This window comes from Clostridium ljungdahlii DSM 13528 (assembly GCF_000143685.1).
Taxonomy (GTDB): domain Bacteria; phylum Bacillota; class Clostridia; order Clostridiales; family Clostridiaceae; genus Clostridium_B; species Clostridium_B ljungdahlii.
This window is the reverse complement of sequence record NC_014328.1, coordinates 4,214,530-4,229,680: the sequence shown is the minus strand read 5'-3', so window position 1 is coordinate 4,229,680 and position 15,151 is coordinate 4,214,530. Positions and strand designations below refer to the sequence as shown.

Annotated in this window: 12 protein-coding genes and 2 pseudogenes; 6 read left to right on the top strand and 8 right to left on the bottom strand. The window is 30.0% G+C overall.

The window, feature by feature from the left end:
- Positions 1-166 precede the first annotated feature (166 nt).
- From CLJU_RS19135 to CLJU_RS19120, 4 genes are all read right to left on the bottom strand, one after another.
- On the bottom strand, positions 167-1,432 hold the full coding sequence (locus tag CLJU_RS19135; protein WP_013240485.1) for a Ger(x)C family spore germination protein: 1,266 nt from the start codon (positions 1,430-1,432) through the stop codon (positions 167-169).
- On the bottom strand, positions 1,429-2,529 hold the full coding sequence (locus CLJU_RS19130; protein WP_013240484.1) for a GerAB/ArcD/ProY family transporter: 1,101 nt from the start codon (positions 2,527-2,529) through the stop codon (positions 1,429-1,431). The genes CLJU_RS19135 and CLJU_RS19130 overlap by 4 nt, the downstream gene beginning before the upstream one ends.
- Positions 2,530-2,562: 33 nt before the next feature.
- Positions 2,563-4,062 (bottom strand): spore germination protein, encoded by a 1,500-nt coding sequence (locus CLJU_RS19125; protein WP_013240483.1) that lies wholly within the window; start codon positions 4,060-4,062, stop codon positions 2,563-2,565.
- Positions 4,063-4,132: 70 nt separating this feature from the next.
- On the bottom strand, positions 4,133-4,279 hold the full coding sequence (locus tag CLJU_RS19120) for a hypothetical protein (RefSeq protein WP_199275782.1): 147 nt from the start codon (positions 4,277-4,279) through the stop codon (positions 4,133-4,135).
- Positions 4,280-4,482: 203 nt separating this feature from the next.
- Between CLJU_RS19120 and CLJU_RS21505 the strand changes: the two genes are divergently transcribed.
- Positions 4,483-5,763 carry a sensor domain-containing diguanylate cyclase gene (locus tag CLJU_RS21505; protein ID WP_013240481.1) on the top strand — a complete coding sequence of 427 codons (1,281 nt, stop codon included), beginning with the start codon at positions 4,483-4,485 and terminating at the stop codon, positions 5,761-5,763.
- A gap of 71 nt (positions 5,764-5,834) precedes the next feature.
- Here the strand turns inward: CLJU_RS21505 and CLJU_RS19110 are convergent, their stop codons facing one another.
- On the bottom strand, positions 5,835-6,545 hold the full coding sequence (locus CLJU_RS19110) for an alpha/beta hydrolase (protein ID WP_013240480.1): 711 nt from the start codon (positions 6,543-6,545) through the stop codon (positions 5,835-5,837).
- A gap of 225 nt (positions 6,546-6,770) precedes the next feature.
- On the opposite strand from CLJU_RS19110, the gene CLJU_RS19105 reads away from it, so the two are divergent.
- Positions 6,771-8,549, top strand: coding sequence for a penicillin-binding transpeptidase domain-containing protein (locus CLJU_RS19105; protein WP_013240479.1), 1,779 nt, complete (start codon positions 6,771-6,773; stop codon positions 8,547-8,549).
- A gap of 328 nt (positions 8,550-8,877) precedes the next feature.
- Here the strand turns inward: CLJU_RS19105 and CLJU_RS19100 are convergent, their stop codons facing one another.
- Both CLJU_RS19100 and CLJU_RS19095 read right to left on the bottom strand, forming a co-directional pair.
- A complete protein-coding gene (locus tag CLJU_RS19100; RefSeq protein WP_013240478.1) occupies positions 8,878-9,462 on the bottom strand; it encodes a cyclodeaminase/cyclohydrolase family protein in 585 nt (194 codons plus the stop codon).
- A 189-nt stretch (positions 9,463-9,651) separates the two neighbouring features.
- Positions 9,652-10,593, bottom strand: coding sequence for a tRNA dihydrouridine synthase (locus CLJU_RS19095; RefSeq protein WP_013240477.1), 942 nt, complete (start codon positions 10,591-10,593; stop codon positions 9,652-9,654).
- A 366-nt stretch (positions 10,594-10,959) separates the two neighbouring features.
- Between CLJU_RS19095 and CLJU_RS19090 the strand changes: the two genes are divergently transcribed.
- The 4 genes and pseudogenes from CLJU_RS19090 to CLJU_RS23400 form a co-directional block, all read left to right on the top strand.
- Positions 10,960-11,490 (top strand): PadR family transcriptional regulator, encoded by a 531-nt coding sequence (locus CLJU_RS19090; RefSeq protein ID WP_013240476.1) that lies wholly within the window; start codon positions 10,960-10,962, stop codon positions 11,488-11,490.
- Between the two features lie 55 nt (positions 11,491-11,545).
- Entirely contained in the window at positions 11,546-11,995 is a 450-nt protein-coding gene (locus CLJU_RS19085) for a DUF2889 domain-containing protein (protein ID WP_013240475.1), read from the top strand.
- Positions 11,994-12,110: pseudogene (locus tag CLJU_RS23085) on the top strand (AraC family transcriptional regulator); the annotation flags it as partial. The gene CLJU_RS19085 and the pseudogene CLJU_RS23085, both read left to right, overlap by 2 nt.
- A gap of 414 nt (positions 12,111-12,524) precedes the next feature.
- A pseudogene (locus tag CLJU_RS23400) lies at positions 12,525-12,873 on the top strand (ISNCY family transposase); the annotation flags it as partial.
- 547 nt (positions 12,874-13,420) lie between these two features.
- On the opposite strand, the gene CLJU_RS19080 reads toward CLJU_RS23400, so the two are convergent.
- On the bottom strand, positions 13,421-15,142 hold the full coding sequence (locus tag CLJU_RS19080) for a methyl-accepting chemotaxis protein (RefSeq protein ID WP_013240472.1): 1,722 nt from the start codon (positions 15,140-15,142) through the stop codon (positions 13,421-13,423).
- Positions 15,143-15,151 lie beyond the last annotated feature (9 nt).

The window sequence follows — 15,151 nt, the reverse complement described above, 5'->3', positions numbered from 1 at the left end:
ACTTGTCTTATTCATTGTAGTATTTGTGAGTGCTAAATTACTACTTTTACTTACCATAACACCGGATTGATTTGCTTTTGCAGTAGCTAATTAATAGACATCAACTATTTTTTCCTTACCAAATAAGGAGAGAAGAGTTATTAATACAAGCATACATTATTTTTAGCTATTTAATCTGAAGCTTCTTAATATTTGTTCCAGTATTAGTTATCTTAGTCTTGACATTTACCCTAACAGGAACATCATGAAATATATCATCCCAAACCCCTTTATAATACTTGTTCCATTCTTTAGAATGTTGTCTATAAAGACTAAATCCAAAACCAAATATATCTGAATTTAATTCACCTTTACCTTTTTCTAGTGCTGCCATAATATCTGAATTTATACTTCTTGATAGTTTTTCCTGAATTGAATTAACTATATCTGGACTTATGTACTCACTTCCCTCATCACTATAATATTTTCTTAAGGCAGCTTCAACCTTAACTTCTAAATATATAGCAGGTTGATTATTTTCTATTTTAACTCTAATTTTGCTCCCTGATTTTGTTATATAATAGTAGAGCATTTTCTTGAGATTAGCATGAAGCGGTAAATCTTTTTCATCCTTATTAATACTAGGCTTATCTATATTAGAAGTTTTATAGGAGGTAATCTTATTACCTAATATCCAATTTAGACCCATGCTTTCCTTATCATTAAGCCAGCCAACAAATTTATCTTTTTTAAAAGCTGCCATACCACTTGCAAGTATATTGCCATTCTTTTCTACAGAAAACCTTATACCATTTCGAGTTCCACCTAAAGCTTCGCCTGAATCACTACTGAGCACTGTAGTTAACATTCTGGGAGCTACTGGTTCAACCCCTTCTCTATCCATCATCTGCAAATAATCATGCAGAGTAACGGAATATGTGGTACCATTACTTTGAGATGAGCTTAAAAGCATATGCATTTTTTTACCCGAAGAGGTTTCAGAATTGGGATCGCGAGTGGCTATTGTCCCCTGGGCACTTCCAGGTACAATTACTATGTTTACAGAATTACGAATGTTTGAGGTACTATCAAAAAATACAATTAGATCTTTCATAAGGTATTTTGCTGCATCTTCACTAATTACTATAACCTGCAGATACCCAAGAAATAGCTTATTAGGACTTGCCTGCTGCAGCTTTGTTAAGGCATCAATTATTGTAATACCAGATGCAGAATAGACTGTTCCTGTACTATTGGTAGTATTTGTTTTATCTCCCATGGATTTAGCAGTTGGAATATATTGCAGTGTTATAGTTACTTCATTCGATTTTGCATCTAAATCTACTCCTAGAGCATATATTTGAGTCATCTGTTCATACTCCACATAATCCCAGCAGCCAACGAAAGAAAGCATAAGAATTACTGATGATATTATAAGCATTGCCTTTTTCATCCCACATCACTTCCAGACATTTTTCCCTTAATATAATCACCAAGAAAAGCTATTATTATAATAAACGCTACAAAAGGTAAAAGAATATAATAATCCATAAATATAGAAGCAAAAAATGCTTTATTATAGGAATTTAATTTTATAGATGGGATTATGATTATAATTGAAATTAAAAGCAATATAATAAAAGAATATTTCTCATTAAATAATTTTTTTATAGGTATCCATGTACAATATAAATATAATGATAATCTTAAAGTAGCGATTAGTTGATACGTAGCTAGAATGAATATTTCCAGTCCTCTAAAAAAATCTCCAAGATAAATAGCTCTTGATAGTTCAATTCCTGTGGATGAGGTACGTAATAATAATCTGCTGCCAGATATACCCTGCATAATAAATACTGCCAACGATAATATGAACGACCAAAGAACAATTCCTTTTATTATACTTTTTCTATTACCAGTGGTTTGAGGCATATCACCAACCATTACTATTATAAACAGTAATATTTCTGAGGCTGAACATAATGAAAAGTATGTCGCCTGCCCAAATTTTAATAGTGTAGTATCAAATATAGGAAATATGTTTTTAAAATCAAATTTGCTCACAAAAGCAAGAGAAAACCCTGTAAAATAATTTAATATATACCATACTGTTAGTAGTTCTATAGCTCTTCCAAATAGCAAGGGTTTATTATTTACAAATAAAAAGGCCATGATAAGAATAACAGTCATAATCACCCATACAGGAGTTAATTGTAAAAAGTGTATCTTAACTGTTCCGGTCATAAAATTCAAAACAATTGCTGCTAAAACAATATTTATTACTGCATTAATTATTATCACAATTATATATAAAGGTTTTCCAAAACTAATATTTATAATGTCAAATATATTACATTCAGGATACTTTTTGCTTAAATATACTATTACAATGGCAATAGGAATGGTCAAAAGAATTCCTATACACATTGCAACCCATCCACTTCTTCCTGATAAATATACAGCCCAAATAAAATTAAATGCCATATTACCACATCCACTTGCATACGTAAGAAAAACAATTTGTTCTCTTGTGAATTTATCATACCTCAATGGAGGTCACCTTCTCTTATAATAAAAGATATTTCATTGCTTTTTTGTATTTCCAGCTTTATTACTACTTACATTTGCAATAAGTGTTAGTTTGTTTTTCAACATTTTCAAAGGTGCTCTGATAAAAATATCATTCCATCCCTGAAATTCAACTGGTATGATTGGATATAAGTAAGGTACTCCAAAGGATTCCAATATGGACATTCTCCATAGAATAATAAAACTACCATTAAAAAAACCAAATATACCCAAGAATCCTGATAACAATATTAGAAAATAATTAATTATTCTTGAAATATTTACTAGCATAGTAGATGAAATAGCAAAGGTAGCTATTGCTGAAAATGCCACCACTATAATAATAGATACACTTATATAACCTGCTGATACAGCTGCTTGACCGATTATAACTGCACCTAAAGTTCCTATAAAATAACCTACTATTCCCGGCATACGTGTTCCAGCTTCACGAATTATATCAATTATAATCGTCATGGCGAGTAGCTCTACTATTGAAGGGAATGGGACACCATTTCTTCCTTGAGAAATATTCAAAGCAAGAGATGGTGGAACAATAGTATGATTGTAGGTAACAAAGGAAAGGTATAACGGTGATACGGTAATAGATATAATGAAAGCTAAAATTCTAATGATTCTTAATAGCGAAGCAGCAAAAGGTAACTGTGAATAATCATCTATGGTTTTAAAGTTATTCCAAAAAGTCATTGGCATTATCAATGCAAAGGGACTATTATTGCAAAGTATTACAACATAGCCGTCAGACAGAGCCCTTGAAACTATGTCTGGACGTTCTGTCAATCTATAGGTTGGAAATATACTAGTAGGCTTATCTTGTATAAGTTCAGCTAAAGTACTAGTACCATCTATTATCTCGGTATCCACATCTTTAATCCGCCTTCTGATTTCTTCTACAATATCATCCTTAGCTAATCCTTTAATCCATAACAATTTTGAATTTGTACAGGATAATCTTCCTAACGTGAAAGTTTCAAATTTAAGTGTCGGTATAGGAAGTCTCCTAATAACCATGCTAATATTGGTTTCTATATCTTCTACAAAGGATTCTTTAGCACCAAAAATAGTTGTTTCATTTTCTGGGTTATTTATAGATCTTTTTTCCATCTTTGGAGCTTGAACTATAAGTATACTGCTGCATCCCTCAAAGAAAATTACTGTATTTCCTTTTAATAATTCAGCTGCAGCTTTTTCTTTTTGTTTTATTATTTTAGTATTTATTGGTGAAATAAACATTGTCTGTGCCAATATACTTATGTCACCATTTTCTATATTATTTTTTAATGTTCCCTGTAATAGGGGGGTAATAACTTGGTCACTTATAAACTCTTTATCACAAAGACTGGTCACATACAATACTCCAATTTCTCTTTGACCACCAAATGCTTTAAATCTGCCTTCACCGAGACCAATACCATCTCCTAATTGATTTTTGATAAAAGATAAATTTTGTTCAACAAATGAATTCGAGTAATTTGTATCCTTTCCTTGTCCCATATTAATCACGTTTCCTTATAAAATTTATAATTATTGTATATAGTACTGTGTATTTTCTATATTTTTTATACTATGATTTAACGTAGGCTACTATTTCATCTATACTCTTTCTTGCCGTAAAATTCACTGGTTTATCATATATGGCAAGCATACCTATTTCATCACTTGTTAATTTTTTTGGATTTTTACTTTTAATTTTCCATTTTAGTAATGCCATAAGAAATTTATCAAAAGGGGACAGTTTACTATAATTAAAGCCACCTCTCAAATAAAAGAACTTAATATATTTTTTACAAATAATATTTTATTGGATTTTCTTATTATTTAATAATATAATGTACTTAATAGTTTATATCTAGAAATAAAATTATTTGAAGTATTTGTTATATGTAATTATTATTTTATTGGGAGGCTGATCATATGTATAAATACAAAAATTATATTTTTGAAGTTATTATTTTATTAATTGTGACAGCAGCTTTGTATATGACCAACCTATATAGCTATTTATTGTTTCACAGCCTTGCAGAATTATTTAGTGTAATAATAGGATTTACTTTGTTTATAGTAGCATGGAATTCAAAAAATTTTTCGAAAAAATATTTTGATTACCTTGTATTCATAGGTATTGCATATGTGTTTGTAGCATTTTTAGATTTACTACATACGCTGTCATACCACGGCATGAACATTTTTAGAGGATATAATTTTTATGCCAATCAATTATGGATAGGAGCACGTTATCTTGAAAGCATTTCTTTGTTGATACCATTTATATTTATACATTTTAAAAGAAAATTGAGACCATATTTAACCTTTGGAATTTATACCGTAGTTACGTCAAGTATTATAGCTTCAATTTTTTATTTCAAGGTATTCCCTATATGTTTTATTCAAGGAAAAGGACAAACCCCATTTAAAATAATTAGCGAATATATTATATGTGGAATATTAACAACTGATATCATATTGTTAAGGAAGAACAAAAATAAATTTGATAATAAAGTTTATGGGTACTTGTTTGGGTCTATTATTTTTACTATAATATCTGAATTTGAGTTTACTTTATATATAAATAACTATGCATTTTCAAACTTGTTAGGGCATTATTTTAAGATAATATCTTTTTATCTTATATATAAGGCAGTTATAATAACCTGTATTACTCAGCCTTATAATACTATATTCAAAGAATTAACAGACAAAGAAAATGAATTAGAAAAAACAGCTGCCACTGATGAAATGACGAAGTTATACAACAGAAGGGCAGGTATGGAGTTCTTGGATAAAGAAATGAAAAATGCATTGAGAAGCAAAAATAATCTAACAATATGTTTTATAGATGTGGATAATTTAAAAAAGACAAATGATACTTATGGTCACATTGAAGGGGACAACCTTATCTTAAATGTAGTCAAGTTGTTAGTCTCTAATGTAAGAAATTCTGACTATGTTTGTAGAATAGGTGGAGATGAATTCCTTATTATATTTCCTAATATTGCTATAAAAGATGCAGAATTAATTATTAATAGAATAAGAAGTGATATGGACAAGCTTAATGCAGGCAGCTCTTTTAATTATAAAGTGGATTTTAGCTATGGTTTTGCAGAATATAATAATATAAAAAAGGTTGATATTGATACTTTAATAGAGATAGCAGATAACAATATGTATAAAAATAAAGTGCAAAAGCGAAAGTAACAGAATAAATCATTATAGGCTAAAAGTCCCACATGTAGAGTGAGAGTTAAATAAAGTTGAAATAAAACTTTTTAATTATAAAATATATTTTTTCTCACCCATTTTCTAAAGAATTCAAGATGTTCTTTTGTATGAAAGTAATGTTCTCCATGTTCCATTATTTGTAGTTTACAATTAAAGTGTTTTGCAAATGCAGATATCACATCAAGCTCACACAAGTTATCTTCTGATCCGTATAGAATCGAAGTAGCACAATTCCAAGTGATTATAGGATGTTCTTTTACATAGGAGTAGTAATCCCAATATAGTGTCTGTCCAATAGGCGTTGGTACCTCTTTTTCTAATTTTAGTTTACTTTCACTTATGTTAAACCATGTCATCATATTATTTATGATGCGTTCCATATCCACTACAGGAGAGAGAAACAAACACTGTTTTAATGGTTCACGGCTGTAAGCAAGTAAGCTAAAATATGCTCCCAAGCTGCAGGCAAATATACTTATATTATTTGATAGTGATTTTGCATAATCCATAATGGTACTAAGGTCTTGAACATAGTTTTGAACCTTGCAGACATAGGGTTCATTATTGCGGTCACCATGCTCAGGTAAGTCAAAACTAAGAACTTGATAACCTTTTGCTAGTGCTTCTTCTGCAAATACCACAATGTTATCATCTGCCTTATTTGACATGCTACCGTGAATTGCTATAAATAGTTTATCTGATTTGAGACCCCACAAGATTGCAGGTATATTTTTTATTCTTAAATCTTGTTTAATCACTGAAAATTCTCCTTCATATCCTTTTACTAATAAATTATACCATTGCATTTTGCAATTTATCTAGTTCACAAACAATTATGTAATAAACTTGATTATCATGATTACTTATAGTTGAATATGATTATAGCTTTTAATATAATAATCTATATAGCATATAAGAAATAATATTATAAAATGGCGATTAGTTAAATGGGAAAATTGCCTGAAAGACTAAAGAGGCGAAGGATGAAAACAAAAAAATTTGTTAAAAAAAATAAATTTATATTTGCTGGTATACTATTGATTATTGTATTTTTAGGACTAGTTGGAAGGTTAGGGTATTTAATGGTAGCAAAGGGTTCTGAATATAAATCAATGGCTATAGAGCAACAAACAACTACAATACCAATTAGTGCTAAAAGAGGAGAAATCCTAGATAGAAATTCTAATGAATTGGCAGTAAATGAAAGTATCTATAGAGTTGACTTGGATTTAAAAACATTAAGACAAACTTTAAGTGAGAGAAAAATGTCTTTTTCTCAATTAGCTGATAAATTGTCTCCCATACTTAATATGAAATCTGGCGATATTATAAAAGTATTAAGTACAACACTACCTAATGGATTGCCTGCTAATTCAGCTTTATTGAAAAGGCAGATTGAGAAACCTGTAATGACCCAGGTTAAAGCGTTAAATATTAAAGGAATTATTATTTCACCAGATACTAAAAGGTATTATGTAAATGGAAATTTTATGACAAGTATTTTAGGATTGGTGAATCCTGAAGGTGATGGAATTTCTGGAGCAGAAATGAGCTATGATAAAGAACTTTCGGGTACGCCTGGCAGTATGACTTATGAAAAAGATGCAAAAAATAATCAATTACCTTATGAATCTGAAAAATATACTCCGCCAGTAGATGGTAAAAATGTTATTTTAACAATAGATTCAGTTATTCAACAATATGCTGAACAAGCAGCTCAAAAAGCTTTAGAAGATAATAATGCGAAAGCAGTTAATATTTTAGTTATGAATCCTCAAAATGGAGAAATATTAGCAATGGCAAATAAGCCTAGTGTAGATCTTAACAACGCAGCAAGTATAGCCAAAAATTCTAAAGATGCTGAAATGCTTTGGAAAAATCCTTCTATTCAAGATAATTTTGAACCAGGGTCTATATTTAAAGTTGTTACTGCAGCAAGTGCTTTAGAAAACAATATTGGATTGAATGATACCTATATATGTGATGGAAGCATAACAATTGATAAAAGTCCTATCCACTGCTGGAATTTAAATGGGCATGGCAGCGAAAGTTTTGTGGATATAATAAAAAATTCCTGTAATGTAGGTTTTGCAGAGTTAGGAAATAAACTAGGTAAAGACAAGCTTGTTGCTACTGCGCAAAAAATGGGGTTTGGTCAAAAAACAGGAATAGATTTGCCTGGAGAATCAGCGGGTATTTTGAGAAGTCCTGATCAAATTAATAGATTTGATTTATCTGAGCTTGCTTTTGGACAAGGAGTTGCAGTCAATCAAGTTCAATACATGGCTGCTTTTAATTCAATAGCAAATGGAGGAACATGGATAAGACCGCATGTTATGAAAAGTATTGCACATATTGATGATACAAATAATGAAGTTGTAGATAAAAAATATAGTAATTATGGTAAAAAAACTGTGTATGATGCTAAATTAGCATCTGAGTTAAGAGATGATTTAACTAAAGTAGTTACTTCAGGGGTAGGACAAAATGCCTTTTTACAGGGATTAGATATTGCAGGTAAAACTGGCACGGCTCAAGTAGCTGATCCTAAAACAGGAGGTTATGCAGTGGGAAAATACATGTCTTCCTTTGCCGGTATGGCTCCTGAGGAGAACCCTAAAATAACTTTGCTTGTAAGTGTGGATGAACCTAGTGGATCAAATTATTATGCTTCAGATGTTTCAGCACCTGTGGCAAAAACTTTGTTTCAAGAGATATTTAATTATATTGGTATTAAAGGTGAGAAAAGTGTGTTAAATTAATAGCTCAACTTTCGCACATATGAAATCTTGACTTAATATAAAAACTTTGTGAAACAAAGTTTTTGAGTTGAAAGCTGATAGTGGACAATTGACAGTGAAGGAAGATTTTTAGCTATCGGAAAAAATCTTTAAATTTATATGAATCAACTCAGCTATGTTTTGCTTTAGCAAAATGAGCTTTGAAAAATTTAATTAAAGATTTTTTGTAGTGTAACGGAAAAAAATTCACCTTCACTGTCCACTGTCAATTTTCAATTGTCAACTAAATTGATTCGCAATATTATTAAACTGTGAAAATTGAGTTAATACATAATAAATATATTATTTATTACATTTCTAAGTTTGCCTCTAATTCATCAATTTTTTTTGAAATATAGGTTTGAAAATCCTCATCGTGGACAAAGACAAGATTTGATTTTATAAGAAAAATTGATGAACGGACTGCAGATTCTGCCAGAATATAAGCTTGCTTTACATCTGATGCTGATGTTTTACACCCATGTTTATTAACAAATCTTATAGCATAAATTAACTCTACAATATTATTGGCCATACTTAGAGGTATTTCTATAGCTGTTTTAAAACTATTTTGTAATTCCTTTTGTTGAATTTCTTTTTCAGATTCTGTATTTAACGGCATTAAATATAAATCTATTACTTTTTTAAAGGCTTTTGTATCTTTATCAATATCATTAAGAAAAATCTCCCTATAGGAAGAACATTCCTCAGCTATTTCTTTCATTTTAGCTGAAATATCATGATATTTAGGCTTTTTTGAGGTAAGGTTAGCAGCCATTTCAGTTAATGCTGCTGCAGAAGCTGCACTCAAGGCAGCTATGCTTCCTGCAGCTGGAGTTAATGGTTTAGAAGCTATATTTTCTAAGAAAGAATTGATTGGTTTATCACTTAGCATTTAATCACCTACCTATAAACTAATATTAAGAAGCAAAATATGGTATTTAGTTTGAGAAATACCATCTGTAATACTCCGATCATCTTAAGCAAACTCTACCTGAGTCTAAGAATCACCTGATGAAATTAGTATGCCCGTGCATATAAAGTCTAAACGAAATTAAAAATGTAATAGATAAATTTGATTTTATTAATTTTCTAAAATAGTCTGTTCTCTGAATAGGCTTAAAACCGCCGCATCATAATCATATAATTTTTCTGATTTCTTAATTTTTTTTGCATATTTTGTATTATTAGAAAATATCTGAATCATATAAGACCATAATTCTTTCATTCTAAACAAGACATTTCTATCTCCAAAAAGTACTTTTTTATAATCTTCATAAATCTTGTCATGAAAATTTTTTAGTAATTTTTTATCTAGTTTAGTATTATTTTTAATATCATTAATCAATCCGGGATTGATTAATAATCCTCTACCAAGCATTAGAGTTTCTACGCTATGAAAATTAGTGGTAAATTTCTTGTAATCTTTGACTGAAAAAATATCACCATTATAGCAAATAGGATTTTTACTTAAAGATAGGGCGTCTTTAAAAACCTTAAGATTAGGCTTATTTTTATAAAAGTCTTTTTGAATCCTAGGATGAATGATAAGTTCTTCTATAGGATATTTGTTAAATATCTCAATCAAATTATAAAATTCTTCTGGACTGTCTTTTCCTATTCTAGTTTTTACTGAGATTTTTGTTGCAGCCTCTGAAAAAATTTCATCTAAAAATGCATCAAGTTCTTTTGTTTTTGAAAGGAATCCAGATCCTCTATTTTTTGAAACTACAGTTCCAGAAGGGCATCCTAAATTTAAATTGACTTCAGTATATCCCATTTGCTTTATTTTCTTTGAAGTATGTATGAAGTCTTTTGCATTATTTGTTAGTAATTGTGGAATCAAAACTATACCTTGATTGTTTTCAGGTAAAATATCATTTAATTCTTTTGTTTTAAACTTATCACTTTGATTTGCAAAAATAAAAGGTGAAAAGTATTTATCTATTTTATTAAAAAAGGCATTATGGGCATTTCTATAAATGTATCCAGTCAAACCTTCCATAGGTGCAAAGTAAAAATTCATATGTTTAAAAGCTCCTTTATTTAAGTAGTGTTATTATCACATTCATATGCTCATAACAAGTATTATACTTTATTGTCACTTACTATTTCAAATCTAGTTTCCTGCAGCTATTGAAACAGCTATTAAGCTAAATCTCCCATAGGGAACTGACTCAACTAAAATTATTGCACATAGGTAGGATATTGTGTGGATAATGTGGATAATTTGTGTATAACTTGTGAATTAATAAATAATAATGTTATGCCATGTCATTTTAGAAAAAAGCTGATTTTTATGCTAGATTAATTACATAATTTGTACATATTGTTGACACTACCCCAAAATATGATATAATTATAGTCAGTGCTGAGTATAAGGGGATTACAAATGAAAGTACAATTATATATTCTAGGGATTCTTATGAGATATGGTCCTCAACATGGATATAGTATAAAACAAATAGTATCAGATAACATAGCAGCCTTTGCTAAAATCAAACTTCCTACAATTTATTATCATTTAGATAAACTTGCTGAAAAAGGTTATATAAATTCTGTTATCGAAAAGGATGGCAATAGGCCTGAAAAAACAGTATATTCTATTACTGATTTAGGAATTGCTTATTTTAATTCTTTGCTTAATAAAATTTTAGCTAAAAATTATAGTGTAGAATTTGATTTTGATGGAGTATTATATTTTTCTGACTTTGCTGATAAAGATACTGTTATTAAAAATTTAAATATACAAAAAGAGTATATAGAAAATAAGCTGAAAGAATTAGCTAGAAATAAGGATAATACAGTAAGCAAATTGTTACCTGATTACAGAATTTACTGTATTAGCATATTTAATCATCATATATATCATTTAGAAACTGAATTAAAATGGATAAATGAAACATTGAAGGAACTCTCTTAAGAGTTCCTTCAATGTTATTATAGTCAGTACTGAGTATAACTATGGAGGTATATTTATGGAAAAGAGTCTTTATTCAAGAAATTTTGAAGTAAACTATTATGAAGTGGAGGATAATATTTGGAGAACTACCTCACATCTAATGGATCATCAACATGATATTCAAGTAATAGTAGATGTATCTGTGCCAGATATGATTATATTGGATGCCAGGGTAGAATTATTACGTTATCCAATGAGGGAGTGTATTTTAATTAAGGATAAAATAAAAGAATTAATAGGTGTTAATGTTATTTCAGAATTTCGCTCTAAATGTGATGAATTGTTTTCTAGTGAAATGGGGTGCGGCAATGTTAGAATGCTTCTTGGAACTTCTGTGCCCGGGGTAATCTATAATTATTTTCCACATCAAATTAAAATAGGAAATATGACAGAAAAGAAATGGTGGGATTATTGCAAAGAAAAACTCCCTAAGGCATGTGTAGCTCATACAATAATGAGTAATTGAACAAAAATCTGAAGATATAAAGAGAGTTTTTACTAAAGATTATGAGAGTACCGTTCCAAGTGAATATACGAAAGATGGAAAGGCACATTGTTATTTATATATCGCCATTCGGTAGGTTGATATTATGAAAAAATCGTACTGGGTTTGTCCAGTACGATTATGTATTAATTGATTTTATTAGTGAATTTGAAGCATAATAAATAATTTTTATGAGTTAAATGTTTTTAGATAGAGATTTGTCATTTGTATAAAAGTACTATTCTTTCTTGCCTTTAGATCCAAAGTAACTTAACACTAAGAAAAGAATATACTCAAATATAACTAATACAACTGCTGTAATTTTGCCATTACTGCTTGATATCCAGTTTTTTGTTAATGGTATTCTTAACATAATCCCAATAAAACAAAGAATGAATATAGGTGGTAGAAAAGGCCACCATATACGACGTTTTTGCTTGTCGCAGTTAAATATAAAGAAAGTGGAAGCAATAAGTAATAGAGATATAATAAAGATTCCCAACAAATTTGACAAATGTATATCAACGGACATTTCTGTTATGCTTTTAAATTTGGAATTCTAACAAATGGTCTCGGCATTATAAGAGATATTTCTTTTTACAATAAATAGTTTCTTCAAGCGTATCCCCCAATATCGTTGTTGAGAAAAAATCCAATTCTCCTGATGAGGATAAATCTCTTGGCGATTCCAAAGCACTTATACCTGTCCTTAAGGATTTTTTTGAAAAACATCCTTTAATAAATTCTAAAATCTTTTTAGGTGATGTTGCTTTTGACAGTATTGAAATTTATCAATATATTTTACAGCAGCTAAAGTTTAAAAAGCATATATACCACTAAAAACTAAGCTTGCATCCGAAGAATGGAATTACACTTATAAAATTCGTTCTGCCGTTAAAAAAAACATTGAACATTTATTGTATTGCAAACCGGAAAAAACTCTTCATGCTGACTTACTTCTTGCAGGCATAACTCAGTTAATAACAGTTTTCATGGCTAATAAAATACACAAGCATGAATATATTCGAAGCCTAAAGCCACTGATTGCATAGATACTGACATTAGAAAAATTCAAAATTACTCAAGGGCTTATTTCTTATACCCATTTTTAAGAATTTTCTTAAGTCATCTACTAACAATCACTGATATACTTATTTGGTACCGTTTTGCATCTTTCTCTATTTGTATATTCATTTTTATCAGTGAGTTTGGCAATTACCTAATATTAAATTATCAACCTTGGACTCTAAATCCTTCCACTGTTCAACAAAAGTCACGTTGAATATTACTTCAACGTGACTTCTGTTGGTCTATTATAAGAGTTTTTTATCTGTATTCCTTTAATCTCCAATTTAAATTTTCTTAGGTATCAATAAATTGAATTCACTTTCATTCTGTGAGAGTTAATTAATATTTAAACAAATTAACATTTTTTTGCAACTCTATTGATAAGTCATTTAATGCAGTTGCCAAACTTGCCATTTTGGTTATACTTAAAGCCTGTTCTTCCATGGATGCGGATACCTCTTCTGCGGAAGACGCTGATTCTTCTGTTATAGCTGAAACATTTTGTAAAGATGCATTTAGATGTCCTACTTGTTCAATTACCTTACTTATTTTACTACTCATTGATTCAATTTTAGATACCATATCATTTATTTGCTCGTTAATCTGGGTGAAAGAATCTTGCGTTTGTCTTGTAGCCTCCTCTTGTTTGTAAATGGTCATCTCACTTTCTTTTATTTGTTTTACAGTCTGCCCAACAGCTGTCTGAATTTCTGAAATTGTAGTAAATACCTCTCCAGTTGATTTGAGAGAAAGCTCGGCCAATTCTTTTACTTCCTCAGCAACTACTGTAAATCCTTTCCCATGTTCACCAGCTCTAGCAGCCTCAATGGCAGCATTCAAAGCCAACAAGTTGGTTTGCTCAGCAATACCGTTTATAGTTTCTGCAATCTTATTTATTGAATCAGTTTTCAGCACTAAACCTTCAACAGCATTTCTAACTTCCTTAGATATCTCTACTGTTTGGTTCATATGAGTCGTTTGGTTTTTGATTATATTTTGACCCTCATATACAATTTTTTCAACCAGTTTTCTATTTTCAACCAAACTATTTAACTCAACAGAAGTATCCTTGGATATTTTGTTTATATTGTCAGCCATGCTGCTTACGGAAGATACTTCTTTAGCGATTTCCTGATTACCAACAGCCATTTCTTCAACTGTAGATGCCATTTGATCAGAAGATTTGCTTACTTCTTCGGCGTTAACAGATAAGGTTGAAACTTTCTCATTTAATATATTGGAACTTTGCGACACTTGTGAAATCGATTTTCTAGTCTTTTCTAACATCAAATTAAATTTTTGTGCCATTAAACCAAGTTCATCTTTGTTTGATAATTCTACTTTTTGTGTTAAATCTCCCTCTGCTTCAGCGATATTGGATAACTTTAAAGTTAACATTTCGACGGCGTTAATAATATTCCGTGAAATTATTAATGCTAAGAATATAGCAAGGATTAAACCAATTACTCCCCCACCAACTATAACAGTTTTTGTATTTCTTTCAGTTATCTTTAAATTTGCCGTACGTTGAGCCAACAAACTACGCTCTTCCTGTTGGATATCACTGATCAATTTTCTCATATCGTCCATTGCCTTTTTGCCATTTTGAGATGCTTCAAAATTTATAACATCTGTTATATTGCCTTTACCCGAGTTAACCTTTTGACGAGTAGCTATCAAAGAAGAACTTTCTGAGTTTGACCAATCTTGATAATCTTTGGACAAGGCATCTATCCTTTGTTGTTGCTTAGGATTATCAGAAGTTAGTTCTTTTATCTCCTGAATATGCTTTTGAAAATCGATCTTACCCTGATTATATGGCTCTAAGAATGTGTCTTTACCAGTAATAGCATATCCTCTTAAACCTGTTTCTATGTTAACTAGGCTTTCTAAGGTATTATCTGCCTCACCAATAACCTGATATGTATGAACATTCCAATCAACAGCCTGAGACTCTGTATTAAGATTCTTGTAAGAAAAAGATAAAACTAAAATCATAATTAAAGTGATAACTCCAAATCCTAAGTATAACTTAGTACCTATTTTAAGTTTATTCAACATTTGTAACAC